The 13,206-nt window shown below is 69.3% G+C and carries 12 protein-coding genes; 8 read left to right on the forward strand and 4 right to left on the reverse strand.

The window, feature by feature from the left end; genetic code table 11:
- The 3 genes from ElP_RS25430 to ElP_RS25440 all read right to left on the reverse strand — a co-directional run bounded on the left by ElP_RS25430 (position 1) and on the right by ElP_RS25440 (position 3,998).
- Positions 1 to 759: a hypothetical protein gene (locus ElP_RS25430; protein ID WP_145274830.1), complete on the reverse strand. Its 759-nt coding sequence runs from the start codon at positions 757 to 759 to the stop codon at positions 1 to 3.
- An 85-nt stretch (positions 760 to 844) separates the two neighbouring features.
- On the reverse strand, positions 845 to 2,305 hold the full coding sequence (locus tag ElP_RS25435; RefSeq protein ID WP_145274833.1) for an FAD-binding oxidoreductase: 1,461 nt from the start codon (positions 2,303 to 2,305) through the stop codon (positions 845 to 847).
- A gap of 199 nt (positions 2,306 to 2,504) precedes the next feature.
- On the reverse strand, positions 2,505 to 3,998 hold the full coding sequence (locus ElP_RS25440) for a RecQ family ATP-dependent DNA helicase (protein ID WP_145274836.1): 1,494 nt from the start codon (positions 3,996 to 3,998) through the stop codon (positions 2,505 to 2,507).
- A 199-nt stretch (positions 3,999 to 4,197) separates the two neighbouring features.
- On the opposite strand from ElP_RS25440, the gene ElP_RS25445 reads away from it, so the two are divergent.
- The 3 genes from ElP_RS25445 (at position 4,198) to ElP_RS25455 (ending at position 7,094) form a co-directional block, all read left to right on the forward strand.
- On the forward strand, positions 4,198 to 5,403 hold the full coding sequence (locus ElP_RS25445) for an alkaline phosphatase family protein (protein WP_145274839.1): 1,206 nt from the start codon (positions 4,198 to 4,200) through the stop codon (positions 5,401 to 5,403).
- Complete coding sequence (locus ElP_RS25450) at positions 5,400 to 6,635, forward strand: hypothetical protein (RefSeq protein WP_145274842.1); 1,236 nt, start codon at positions 5,400 to 5,402, stop codon at positions 6,633 to 6,635. The genes ElP_RS25445 and ElP_RS25450 overlap by 4 nt, the downstream gene beginning before the upstream one ends.
- A 174-nt stretch (positions 6,636 to 6,809) precedes the next feature.
- The gene (locus ElP_RS25455; RefSeq protein WP_145274844.1) at positions 6,810 to 7,094 is read left to right on the forward strand and encodes a hypothetical protein; all 285 of its coding nucleotides are present in this window, start codon (positions 6,810 to 6,812) and stop codon (positions 7,092 to 7,094) included.
- 18 nt (positions 7,095 to 7,112) lie between these two features.
- On the opposite strand, the gene gluQRS is transcribed toward ElP_RS25455, so the two are convergent.
- Positions 7,113 to 8,087, reverse strand: coding sequence for a tRNA glutamyl-Q(34) synthetase GluQRS (gene gluQRS / locus ElP_RS25460; RefSeq protein WP_145274847.1), 975 nt, complete (start codon positions 8,085 to 8,087; stop codon positions 7,113 to 7,115).
- Between the two features lie 144 nt (positions 8,088 to 8,231).
- On the opposite strand from gluQRS, the gene prfB reads away from it, so the two are divergent.
- The 5 genes from prfB (at position 8,232) to ElP_RS25485 (ending at position 13,099) form a co-directional block, all read left to right on the forward strand.
- Positions 8,232 to 9,354, forward strand: a protein-coding gene (gene prfB / locus ElP_RS25465) for a peptide chain release factor 2 (protein WP_145274850.1) whose coding sequence is annotated in 2 segments (ribosomal slippage) — positions 8,232 to 8,300 and positions 8,302 to 9,354 — 1,122 coding nt in all. Because the reading frame shifts where the segments join, the coding sequence is not laid out codon by codon here.
- Positions 9,355 to 9,458: 104 nt separating this feature from the next.
- On the forward strand, positions 9,459 to 10,061 hold the full coding sequence (locus ElP_RS25470; protein ID WP_145274853.1) for a hypothetical protein: 603 nt from the start codon (positions 9,459 to 9,461) through the stop codon (positions 10,059 to 10,061).
- Between the two features lie 210 nt (positions 10,062 to 10,271).
- Positions 10,272 to 11,531 carry a serine hydroxymethyltransferase gene (gene glyA, locus ElP_RS25475; RefSeq protein ID WP_197447130.1) on the forward strand — a complete coding sequence of 420 codons (1,260 nt, stop codon included), beginning with the start codon at positions 10,272 to 10,274 and terminating at the stop codon, positions 11,529 to 11,531.
- A gap of 272 nt (positions 11,532 to 11,803) precedes the next feature.
- Positions 11,804 to 12,535: a phosphoadenylyl-sulfate reductase gene (locus ElP_RS25480; protein WP_145274858.1), complete on the forward strand. Its 732-nt coding sequence runs from the start codon at positions 11,804 to 11,806 to the stop codon at positions 12,533 to 12,535.
- A gap of 153 nt (positions 12,536 to 12,688) precedes the next feature.
- The gene (locus ElP_RS25485; RefSeq protein ID WP_145274861.1) at positions 12,689 to 13,099 is read left to right on the forward strand and encodes an RrF2 family transcriptional regulator; all 411 of its coding nucleotides are present in this window, start codon (positions 12,689 to 12,691) and stop codon (positions 13,097 to 13,099) included.
- Positions 13,100 to 13,206: the final 107 nt, after the last annotated feature.

Raw genomic sequence — 13,206 nt, forward strand, 5'->3', positions numbered from 1 at the left:
TCAATGGCCGGGTAGTGGCGTCGGCGAGGATGGGTCATGGGCGGAATAATACCGGATGTCCTGGCCCGAGAGGACACGATCGACGGCCTCCTGCACGAGCCGGAGCACGTCGACCGTCGCCTCGTCGACCGAGGCGCCGGCCCAGGCCTCGGAGGTGAGGATTTGCCCCTCGAAGGCCAGCTTGTGCAAGGCGTAGGCGAGCGTCCGATCGATCGTCGAGGCCCCGCGATGGCCGGCCTCCAGGTCGATCAGCGCCTGCATCAGCTCCCGGCCGACTTCGGGGCCGATCGGTCCACCCCTCCGGAGTGCGGGGAGGAATGCTTCGGGATCTTGCCCCACCAGGCCGGCGTGCCGGAAGACGATCTCAACGGCGGGCCGTTCCACGAGCGTCTCCCCCGGCTCCGGGACGTCGGCCCCGGTGACCGGCCCGGCCCCCTGCCCCTCGACTTCCCCCCCGGGTCGGTCGAGCAGCGAGGCGGTCCATTCGGCCAGGTAGTCCGGGTCGTCGGCGATGGCGAGCAGGCCGTCGAGTCGCCCGCGACGCACCTCGACCTCCTCCCGGCGGTCCCTGGCATTCTCCTCCTCGATCGCCCGGAGCAGCAGGGCCTCGCAGTAGCGCTGGACGGTGTCGACCCCCGCCCGCATTGCCTGCTCCTCTGCGAGGTCGAGGGCGGGGGCCGGCAGGTAAATGCTGACCCGCTGCGCCTCGGCGGACGGGTCGGGGCCCTTCCGCTCATGGGAGCGGAAAGTGCCGGGCACGTGCCTTCTCCTGGGGATTCCGGGCCGCTTGCTCACCTCGCCTCCCCGGACCCGAACCGACGACGAAGCCGAATGGTCCCGAATCTCAGGCCGAGGCCCTGCGGCCCGGGCTCTTGCGCTCGATGCAGCCGACGCCGACCGGGAGCATCTTCCCCGGGCTGCACCGCCCCTCGGGATTGAAGACCTCCCGGATGGCGACCATCGCCTGCAGGTCGGCCGCCGAGTACAGCTTGGGCATGAACTCCATCTTCTCGACCCCGATGCCGTGCTCCCCCGTGACGCTGCCGCCGCAGGCGATGCACTCTTCGAGGATCTCGTGGCTGGCGTCGAGCACCCGCCGGACCTGGGCCGGGTCCTGCTCGTCGAACAGGAGGATGGGGTGGATGTTGCCGTCGCCGGCGTGGAAGACGTTGGCGATCCGGATGCCATACTTCGAGCCGATCTCGGTGATCCTCCTGAGGATGTGCGGCAGCTTGGTCCGGGGGACGACGCCGTCCTGGGTGCAGAAGGTCGGGCTCAGCCGGCCGATGGCGCCGAAGGCGGACTTCCGGGCCTTCCAGATGGCGACGTACTCCGGCTCCTTGCGGGTGGTCCAGGCGATCGCGTTCTTGACGGACCCTCCGTTGGCCCGGACGACCTCGGCCACCGCCTCGGCCTCGCGTTCCAGCCCGGCTTCGAGCCCGTCAACTTCCATGATGAGCACCGCCCCGGCCTCGGTCGGGAAGCCGAAGCCGAAGGCTTCCTCGACGGCCCGGATCATGAGGTTGTCGAGCATCTCCAGGGCCGCCGGGACGATCCCGGCACCGATCAGGCCGCTGACCGCCTCGGTCGCCTGCTCGACGTCCTCGAAGACGCCGAGGAAGGTCCGGCCGGCCTCGGGGTCCCTCGTCAGGTTGACGATGACCTTGGTGACGACGCCGAAGGTCCCCTCGTTGCCGACTACCAAGCCGGTGAGATCCAGGCCGGGCACGTCCTCGGTTTTGCCGCCGATCTGGGCGACCGTGCCGTCGGGCAGGACCAGCTCGACCCCCCGGACGTGATTGACCGTGACCCCGTATTTCAGGGTGTGCGGCCCGCCGGAGTTCGTCGCCACGTTGCCGCCGACGGTGCAGGCGGTCTGGCTGGACGGGTCGGGGGCGTAGTGGAAGCCGGACCCGCCCAGGGCCCGGGTGAGCCAGACGTTAACCACGCCGGGCTCGACCACGGCGTAGCGGTCCCGGGTGTTGATCTCCAGGATCTTCTTCATCCGGGTCAGGCAGATCATCACCCCGCCCCCGACGGCCAGGGTGCCGCCGGCCAGGCTCGTCCCCGCCCCCCGGGGGACGAACGGCACGTCGTACTGGTTGCAGAGCTTCACCACCGAGACGACCTGCTCCGTCGAGGTCGGGAAGACGACCACGTCGGGCACGTTCTTCTCGATGACGTAGCCGTCACATTCGTAGACGACCAACTCGTCCCGGTGGTGCAGCAGGTTCTCCTCGCCGACGGCACGGGCCAGCTCGGCGCGGAGGGACGGGGAGATGTCGACAGACTGGGCGACGGCCATGGCACAACTTCGAGATGGACTGCCTGTGTGTCGCCCCGCCCCGGGGCGGGGCGACGACTAGGGGAGCGACCCGGGTGATCGGATCGCGGGCTCCGATTGTCGAGTCTAACATCGCCCGACCGCGCCGGGCCACACCGTACCCCCTCGATTCGAGGGGAGGCGTCGGCCGATCTCACCGGGGCGACCGCAAGGCCGCCGGTCAACCGGCCTCAGAGACCTGCGCCCGGTCGACGAGGCCCTCGCATCGGTCGCAGTGGCCGCAGGCCTGACCCGGCAGCTCCTCGTTGCCGAAGTAGTCCAGCAGGCCCGCCCATCGGCAGCTCCTGGACTCGGCGTATTCGACCATCTGATGCTGCTTGAGCTTGCCCCGCTCCTCCCGCTCCCGGAATCGGGAGGCGAGCCGGCGGGCCTCGCCCGGCATCAGTTCGGCCCGGACCGTCCGGTATCGCCTCCCCTTCTCCTCACGGACCAGGCCGAAGCGGATGAGCATGCTCAGGCAGACCCGGAGCCGGGTCTTCGGCAGGGGGCTGATCTTCATCAGGTCCGAGAGGTTCGGCGCCTCCGGTTCGTCGGCCAGTCGGGCGACGGTGTGGTGGGCGTTGATCAGGTCCTCGGCGTCAGGCAACTTGCCCCGGAAGAACGACTGGAGGGCGCGATCGGCCGGGTCGTAGATCAGGATCCCCCGGGCGGCCTCGCCGTCCCGGCCGGCGCGGCCGAACTCCTGATAGTAGGCCTCGATCGTGCCGGGGACGTGGTAGTGGACCACGAAGCGGATATCCGGCTTGTCGATGCCCAGCCCGAAGGCATTCGTGGCGATCATCGCCCGGACCTCGCCCCTCATGAAGCGGTCCTGGGACTCGGCCCTCCGCTTCTGTGACAGCCGGCCGTGGTAGCAGGTCACGGGCAGGCCGAGGCTTTCGAGGAAGGCCGTCAGCTCCTCCACCGCCTTGACCGTGGCGCAGTAGACGATGCCGGTGCCCTCGGCCCCGCTCAGCAGGTGCAGCAGTGCGTTCCGCTTCGCCTCCTCGCCATCGGCCCGCTGCACCGAGAGCGAGAGGTTCGGGCGATAGAAGCCCGTATGCACCAGCTCGGCGTCGGGGATGTGCAGCGACTCGACGATGTCGTCGATCACCTCCGGGGTCGCCGTCGCGGTCATCGCCAGGACGGGCGGCTTGCCGAGGTCGTCGATGGCATGGCCGAGGTCGAGGTAATCCGGGCGGAAGTCGTGCCCCCACTGGCTGATGCAGTGGGCCTCGTCGATCACGAACAGGTCGAGCTTGCGGCGCTTGAGGACTTCCCGGAACTCGGGGTCGGCCATCCGCTCCGGCGTGGTGAAGATGAACTCCGGCAATCCGACCTCGATCGCCTCCTCGGCCAGCTTCGACTGGCGGTCGTTGAGCGTGCTGTTGACCTCGGCGACCGGGAAACCGCGCCTGGCCAGGGCGTCGGCCTGGTCCTTCATCAGTGCCAGGAGGGGGCTGACGACGACCGTCGTCCCTTCCAGGGCCAGCCCGGGGAGCTGGTAGCAGAGGCTCTTGCCCGACCCGGTCGGCATCACCACGACTGTGTCCTTGCCCTGCATCGCGGAGGCGATCGCCTCCTCCTGGCCGAGCCGGAATCGCTTGAAGCCGAAGTGCTCGCGGAGCTTGCTCCGCAGGCTCAGCCGTTCCTGGGGGGAGACGATGATCGACATGGGGGGGCTCGACCTGGACGGCGATCGGACCTGCGGGGTCCACGAGGGCCCCGCGGCTCATGCCCGCTCCTTGATGCAAGTCACGGGCCGTGAGCGGAGACGGCCCCTTCGGGGGACGTAGGCTGAAACCCCCATGGTCCCCCCGAGGGTATCGCGGATCAAGTCGGCTGCCCTCCCCCCGCCTCCCGGAGCCATCACGATGTCCCTCGAACCGATCCCTCCCCGAGGCGGCCCGGCCGACGCCGTGGACCGCCGCACCTTCCTCAAGGCCGGCGCGGCCCTCGGCCTCGGCCCGATCGCCCAGGGTCGTTCGGGGGCCGAAGAGGTCGCGGGGCGACCGAGCTACCGGGGGCCGAACATCGTGATCGTCCGCTTCGGCGGCGGGGTGCGTCGGCAGGAGACGATCGCCTCGGACGAGACGTATAGCCCATTCCTCAAGGGCGTCTTCGCCCCCCGGGGCGTCCTCTTCCCGAAGATGGAGATCGCGGACGCGCCGGAGGTCGAGACGAGCCACGGCCAGGGGACGCTCTACCTCCTCACCGGCCGCTACGACAAATACGAGGACGTGACCGGCCGTTTCCTCGGCGCCCGATTCGAGCCCCGGGTGCCCACCCTCTTCGAGGGGCTCCGGAAGCATTATGACGTGCCCGCCCACCGCGCCCTGATCGTCAACGGGGAGGACCGGACCGACGAGGAATTCTACACCTTCAGCAACCACCATCTCTTCGGCGTCGACTACCGGTCGACGGTACTGAGCCTGTACCGCTACAAGCTCCACGTCCTCCGCACCGACCTCGCCGCCGGGCGATACCGGGGGGAGGAGGAGGCGGAGAAGCGGCAGGAACTCGCCAAGCTCGAATCCGTGGACCACCGGGCGCGGGATGCCGAGCCCACCAGCCCCGAACTCGACGCCTTCTGGGACAAGTGGGCCGATTACTACGGCCGTTCCGGCCTGGTGAACCCGAGGGGCGACCGCCTGCTCGCCGAGTTGGCCGTCTGGGCGATGCGCGAGTTGCAGCCGAGCTTGATGATGGTCAACTTCAACGACCCGGATTACGTCCACTGGGGGGTCGCCTCGCACTACACCCGGGGGGTCTCGATCGTCGACGAGGGGCTCCGGAGGCTCTGGGAGGAGGCCGAACGCCTGCCCTCCTATCGGGAGAACACCGTCTTCGTCGTCGTACCCGACTGCGGCCGGGACAGCAACCCGTTCGTCGCCGTCCCCTTCCAGCATCACTTCAACGCGCACCACATCTTCGCCGCCGTCGCCGGGCCGGGGATCGACCGGTCCAGGGTGGTCGACAAGGCGGTCGACCAGGCCGAGGTCGCCGCCACGGTGGCCGCGATCATGGGGTTCCCGATGCCCCTGGCCGAAGGCCGGGCCCTGGGGGAGGTCTTCGCATGAACATCCTGCTGGATCGGGTCGAATACGTGCCCATCGTTGAGGACGACCGCCGGGGCGTGTCCTCCCGCAAGAGGATCGCGTCGGCCCTCTCGGTGTCGATCAAAATCATGATCGGCGTCCTCCTGTGCGCAAGCCCCTGGACGGCGGTGCTCGTCGTCGGCTGGACCTTCCGACTGATGAGGAGGAGGATCGTCCGGGGCTGGTGGGACCGGAGCCCGTCGGGCGAGCGGGGCGACTTCGACTCGTGGTCTGCCTCGGCCGGCGTCACCGTACCACCCGACGCCCTCCCACGCTGGATCCTCGCCGAGCGGTTCTCGGCGCAACTCGACCGGGCGACGTCCGACGGCGAGCGTCCCGGCCGGGTCCGCAAGGCCCTCCGAGTGCCTCCCGCGTTGGTCGGGTCGCTGGCCCTGAACCTGGGGGCGGGGCTCCGGGCGATCGGCTGCACGTACGTGCTCACGCTGCCGGCCTGCGGGCTCTGGCTCGGCTCTTGGTACGCGGGCTGGAATACCTCATTCACGAAGGGGTATGAGAACGCCTTCGTCGGCGCCCAGACCGGCGTCTTCGCCCACGTCATGTTCATCGTCGCCATGCTCTACGTACCGATGGCATGGGCCCACCTCGCGGCGTCGGGGCGGGCGTGGTCATTCTTCCATTTCGGGCTGGTCGGCCGCTTGATCTGGAGGAGCGGCGGCTCGATGGCCCTCTTCGCGGCGGTCTTCGCCCTGGCGTCGCTCCCCGTGCTCGCCCTACGGGCGGCCCCGTTCGCCTTCACGCTCTCCGATCCGGACGCCTGGGCCGACGCCACTCCCGCCGAGATCCTCCGCTTCGCCGAGCGTTATGAGATGGCCGCCGGCGTGTACCTGTTCCTGGCGTTCGTCGGCCTGCACCTGCTCATCGCCCGCATCTACCGCCGGGCGTTGCTGCGGGCCCTGCAACGGGATCCCCGACTCGCGGACCGCCTCCCCGAGCCGACCCGCCTCATCCTCGCCGAGCTTCGCCTGATCCCCGATGGCCCGATCCGCCGAGGCCCGATCGCGCAGGCGACCCGATGGGGCGCCCGGACCTCGCTGAATCTCGCCGCCGGGCTCGGCTCGGCGCTACTCTGGTTCGTCGTGATCGCCGAGATCTACCTCGGCCAGTTCCTCAACCACATCCCCTGGGCAGGCTGGTTGAACGTGCCGCTCATCCACCTCCCCGCACTCCAGACGACCCCGGCTGGCCTCGGCTGAGGGCGGGGGGCCGCGTCGCCGCCGAGCCCCCTCGAATAATCCGGCCCACCCGCCGAATCAATGGGGTCGGACGGCCCTCGCGGCGAGGCCACGAGTCCGACGCCCTGATCCCGCACGCGGACGCCCACGATGAAACAGGTCGTCGATGAAATCCAGTCCCCGAGAGTCAGGACCTTGGATGCGTCCCATCTGACGTGCCTCTCCCTCGGGGCCCTCGCCTCGGCGGCCCTCTTCCTGGCGATCGGGCTCGGTCGCGGTCCGGCCGATCGCCCGATCCGCTCCGGCATGATCTCCCAGATCGAGGAGCAGGTCGACGCGAGCACGCGGCACGGCACTTCCTACTCGCGAGAGGACGAGGTCCGGGGGAGTCTCTTTTCGAACCACCTGATCATCGACCGCACGGGATCGGTCGAGGTCATCCCGTCGGACCGCGTGTACCGCGTGACCTTCCACGACTGACCCGCCCGGCCGGGACCATCACCACGCCGCCGGATCGAGCACCGGCGCCCCGGCCGGGAGCGAGGCCGGGTCGAACAGGCCGACCCAGTCCGACGGCCGCGCGGGCTCCCCTTCCCCGAGGCCGATCGTCCTCCCGAGCGTCCCGATGAGCCGGGCCGGGTCGACTCCCAGCCCCCGGAGGGTCGACAGTTTGATCGCGTCGTCCCGCTTGGCGAGCCGTCGGCCATCCGGCCCGAGCACCAGCGGGACGTGCCCGAACTGGGGAGGCTCGAAGCCGAAGGCCCGATAGAGCAGGAGTTGCCTGGGCGTGCTGGAGACGAGGTCGTCGCCCCGGACGACCTGGTTCACCCCCATCCCGGCGTCGTCCACCACCACGGCGAGCTGATAGGACGGTGCCCCGTCCGACCGGCCGACGACGAAGTCGCCAGCGACCCGAGCCGGATCGCTCCGGATCGGCCCCTTGAACAGGTCATCCCAGCCGACCATTCCCGTCCCGACCCGGAATCGCCAGGCGAATCGGCGACCTCGCAGGCGAGACTCGTCCCGGGCCGAGCGGCCGGAGCAGGTCCCCGGGTAGATCGGCCCCTCCTCCCCCGCATGGGGGGCCGACGCCGCCCGCTGGATCTCGGCCCGGGTGCAGGTGCAGGGGTAGACGAGTTCCTGCCGCTTGAGGAGTCCCAGGGCGTCCTCGAAGCGATCGAGCCGGGCCGACTGGACATACGGGCCCGAAGGCCCCCCCACGTCCGGCCCCTCGTCCCAGTCCAGGCCGAGCCAGCGGAGGTCGAGCATCGCCAGCTCGGCCATCCCCGGACGGACCCGGGATGCGTCGATGTCCTCGACCCGGAGGATCACCCGGCCGCCGGCCCCCCTCGCCATCAACCAGGCGATGAGGAAGCTCCGCGCGTGCCCCAGGTGCAGGCCCCCCGTGGGCGAGGGGGCCAGTCGGCCCACGATTCCCGGTCCCGACTCGCTCGATCGCACCGTCACCCCCATCCCGACGTACGGAACCCAGGGTCGCGGCCATGGCCGGGTTCGGCTGGTCCGTCCCCCACCCGGCGCCGTACAATCCTACCGTCGATCCGCCGAGGCGGCAGATCCGACGCCCCACCGACCGCCCTCGAAGGGAGCCCCTGCCCGATGGACGCCGATCTGAAGCGCGAAGCCCGAAGCGTGATCGACCGGATCGTCAACCTGCGAGACTCTCTTTGACTTGGGCGACAAGCAAGCCCGTCGAGACGAACTCGAGGCGCAGATGGGCCGACCCGATTTCTGGAACGACCAGGAGAAGGCCCAGGTCGTCATCGGCGAGCTGAAGACGCTCAACGCCGTGATCAAGCCGTTCGAGGAGCTGATCGGCCAGGGGGATGACCTGGAGACCATGATCGAGTTGGCCGAGGAGACCGGGGACGACTCTTTCGACCAGGAGCTGCGCGATTCCACCGCCAGGGCGGTGAAGGCCTTCGAGGCGTTCGAGCTGCGCTCGATGCTCTCCGGCCCCAACGACCACCGCAGCGCCTTCGTCACCATCAACGCCGGGGCCGGCGGCACCGAGGCCTGCGACTGGGCCGAGATGCTGCTCCGCCAGTACATGATGTGGGCCGAGGCCCACGGCTACAAGGTCGAGATCACCGACCGAGAGGACGGCGGCTCGGCCGGCATCTCCAACGCCACGCTGCACATCTCCGGCAACCTCGCCTACGGCTACCTCAAGTGCGAGACCGGCGTGCACCGGCTGGTCCGGATCAGCCCGTTCGACTCCCAGTCCCGTCGCCAGACGTCGTTCGCCTCCGTGGACGTGCTCCCCGAGGTCGACGACTCGATCTCCATCGAAATCCGCGACTGCGACCTCGAGCGCGAGGTCTTCCGCTGCGGAGGCCCCGGCGGCCAGCACCAGAACAAGACCGAGTCGGGCGTCCGGTACCGGCACGTCCCGACCGGGGTCGTCGCCGAATCCCGCTCCGAGCGGTCGCAGTTCAAGAACGACGACAACGCCATGGCGCTGCTCAAGGCCAAGCTCATCAAGATGGAAGAGATGAAGCGTGAGGCCGAGTATGCCAAGATGTACGACGAGAAGGGCGAGATCAGCTTCGGCAGCCAGATCCGCAACTATGTCCTCCAGCCCTACCAGCTGGTCAAGGACTTGCGGACCGGCTTCGAGGTCGGCAACCCCCGGTCCGTGCTCGACGGCGACCTCGACGGCTTCATCGAGGCCTACCTCCGCATGAAGCTCGAACAGGGCGAGACCACCCCGGCGACCTGATCCTTGATCGCCCCGCCCCGTCCCGAGCCGATGCGACCCCCGCCGGGCACCACCCCGGCCCGGCGGGGAATCCCCCCCCCTGATCCCGCCCCCTCGATCGATCGATGCCCATCCTCGACGAATCCGACGGCCGATCCGCCATCCTCGCCTCCAACTGCCGGCTCGTATTCCTCTGGGCCGGGGACCGATGGAGACACGCCCTCGAAGTCGGAGCGGGCGACTCGTACCGGACCCTCGCCTCCTCGATGGAGGGGGAGGCCGACCCGACGCGGGTCGTCGGACCGGCGTATCAGCAGATGCATCTCCAGCACTTACCGGATCAGCCTGAGGCGATCCGGGCTTTCCTCGTCGGCCAGAGCGGGCCGCACCACTTCTCGGCCGTCTTCACAATTTCCGAGGACGAGGGGGTTGCCCGGATCGATGTCGAGGTGGCCGACCGCTGCCGGGCGGAAGTCGTCGCTCTGGCCAGCACGTACGTCGTCGACCTGCCGACGAGCGACCTCCGGGATGCCGGGCCGGCTGGCGTCTCGTGGGAGCTGTCACCTGGGCCGAGCGGCTCCCTCTCGATCGAGGCCGACACTCCCTCTCGCATCGACCTCCGAGAGGCAGGATGTCGCGGCGTCCAGGTCCAGGCCGCCGCCCGGGTCGAGCCGGGCCAGGCCACCGTCTCCTGGTCCTACTCCTGGAGGCTCCGGGTCGCCCCGTGAACGGCGGGTCGCGGGCCGGGAGGATCGATGGCCGGAATCGGCCCGATCCTCGACCGCCGACTCCGGGACCGATCCCGATCGACCGCCCCGATTGCCGTCGCCGAGCCGTGGCCTCGACGATCATAATGCGAACCCCCGAGATCGGGCGGCCCCGTCCGCCGAACCGGACCGCCACGATCCGAACCGTTTTGGCCGGAGAATACACGGATGCTGAATGCACTGCCCGACCGCGACCCCGAGGTCTTCGAGGCGATCGTCGCCGAGGAACGCCGACAGCGAGATGAGCTGGAGCTGATCGCCTCGGAGAATTACACGAGCAAGGCCGTGATGGAGGCCGTCGGCTCGGTCCTGACGAACAAGTACGCCGAGGGGCTCCCCGGCCGACGCTACTATGGCGGCTGCGAGCACGTCGACACGACCGAGCGGCTGGCCATCGACCGGGCCAAGCGGCTCTTCGGAGCCGAACATGCCAACGTCCAGCCCCACTCCGGCGCCTCGGCCAACATGGCGGTGTACTTCGCCAGCCTGGAGATCGGCGACACGGTCCTGGCGATGGACCTCGCCCACGGCGGGCACCTCACCCACGGCATGCCCCTAAACTACTCCGGCCGCTGGTACAAGACCATCGGCTACGGGCTGGAGCGCCAGACCGAGCGGCTCGACTACGACGGCATCGACCGGCTCGCACGGGAACACAAGCCCAAGCTGATCCTCGCCGGCGCCAGCGCCTACTCCCGGGTCATCGACTTCGACCGGATCGCCGAAGTCGCCCGGGAGGTCGGCGCCGTGTTCATGGTGGACATGGCCCACATCGCCGGCCTGGTCGCCGCCGGCCTGCACCCGAGCCCGGTGCCGGTGGCCGACTTCGTCACCTCGACCACGCACAAGACCCTCCGGGGGCCCCGGGGAGGCATCGTCCTCTGCAAATCCGCCTGGGCCAAGAAGCTCGATTCGGCCGTGTTCCCCGGCATCCAGGGCGGCCCGCTGGAGCACGTCATCGCCGGCAAGGCCGTCTGTTTCGGCGAGGCCCTCTCCGGCGACTTCAAGGGTTATTGCGCCCAGGTCATCGCCAATGCCCGGACCCTAGGGGAGGAGCTGACTCGGGCCGGTTTCCGGATCATCTCCGGGGGGACTGACAATCACCTGATCCTCGTCGACGTCACCCCCAAGGGACTGACCGGCAAGATCGCCGAGTCCAGCCTCGGCCGGGCCGGGATCACGATCAACAAGAACCTGATCCCCTTCGACGCCCGAAAGCCGCTCGACCCCAGCGGCATCCGCCTCGGCACCCCGGCGCTGACGACGCGAGGGCTGAAGGAGGACGCGATTCGCCAGGTCGCCTCCTGGATCGTCGCCGTCCTGAACGCCCCCGACGACGAGGCCCTCGCCTCCCGAGTCCGGGGCGAGATTGCCGACTTCGGCCGGGATTACCCCGTACCGGCCGACGCCGGTTCCCCGGCCGTCGCCTGAGCCGTCCGGCGATCGCCGGAGGGCCCCCGCCCTCGGCGATCGCCCAATGTTCACTTGAAGAGTAAACTTTAAACGGGCGGGCCATCATGGAGGCCCACCCTCCTGACCCTGGCAAACCGAAGTCCTTCAATCATTTGGGGAAGGAGATCCTGAGCCCGAGCCGCCGGCTGCGACGCTCCCACGGTCGAACCCGTTCGATTGTTGACCATCGTCGGAATCATGGTTAAGATTGCGACGATTCGCAGCCAACCGCATCGGAAGGGGCCCGAGCCATGCCCGTCGAAGCGTCACCGAGCCTGAACCTCGACCTGGGAGCGATCAGCCGGGAGCTGGACACCGCGTCTGCCTGGGACATCCTGCGCTGGTCGGTCGAGACCTTCGGGCCGAAGCTGACGATGGCGACCGCGTTCGGCCCCGAGGGGTGTGCGATCCTGCACATGCTCTCGCACGTCGACCCCGACCGGAAAGTCCGGGTTTTCAATCTGGACACCGGCTACCAGTTCCGCGAGACCCTGGAGCTGCGCGACCGTGTCGCCGAGCGGTACGGGATCGAGGTGGAGCTGGTCCGGGCCGATTCGACCGTCGAGCAGTTCGAGGCGGCCAACGGCGGCCCCGTCTACAGCACCGAGCCGGACCGCTGCTGCTTCGAGCGGAAGATCGTCCCGCTGCGCCAAGCGGTCGTCGGCTACGACGCCTGGATCTCTTCGATCCGGGCGGAGCAGTCCGAGCACCGGGCGAGGGCCGACGTGGTCGGCTGGGACAAGAAGTTCGACCTGGTGAAGGTCAACCCGCTGCTCCGCTGGTCCCGGCGGGACGTCTGGGCGTTCATCGTCTCGAACAAAGTGCCGTACAACCCCCTGCACGACCAGGGTTACCCCTCCATCGGCTGCTGGCCCTGCACGCGAGCCGTCGCCGAGGGCGAGACCGACGAACGGGCCGGCCGATGGGCCGGGCAGGCGAAGACGGAATGCGGCCTGCACTCGCTGGACAGCAGCCAACTCTGATCCCCGGGGGAGACAACCGACGGTCGGCAGGGGCACCATGTGCGGGGTGAACGGGGAGGCGACGTCCCCGCGACCGGGAGCGTCGCCGACCGACCCCGCGGCCGACGCGTTCATCCCGAATCGACGCCCCCACGCCCGACCGCCGACCCGCCCATGAAGCTTTCCGCGAAGGCCGAATATGCCTGCCTGGCGATGCTCGCACTGGCCCGTCACCGACCCGACGAGCCTCCGGTGCGGATCCGGGAGATCGCCGAGAGCCAGGGGATCCCTGAGCGATACCTCGTCCAGATCCTCCTGCACCTGAAGGGGGCCGGTCTGGTGACGAGCGTCCGGGGGGCTTCCGGGGGCTATCGGCTGACGAGGCTGCCCGAGCGGATCTCGATCGGCGAGGTGCTGCTGGCCATCGACGGCCCCGAGGACCCCCATCGCGAGGCCCGAGGGCCCGAGGCCCGTGCCCTCGCCTCGGTCTGGGACGAGGTCCGACTCGCCGAGCAGGAGGTCCTGGATCGGATCAGCCTCGCCGACGTGACCGAGCGGACCGCCCCTCGGGACTGGGTCATCTGACCCGCTCGTGGCCACCCGGCAGCACCGCCGGGGCGCGACGACTCGTCGGAACCCATTTAGTTTGTTATCATTCGAACCCATGTCCTTCCTCAGAGACACGACCCGAA

This window comes from Tautonia plasticadhaerens (genome assembly GCF_007752535.1).
Lineage (GTDB): Bacteria > Planctomycetota > Planctomycetia > Isosphaerales > Isosphaeraceae > Tautonia > Tautonia plasticadhaerens.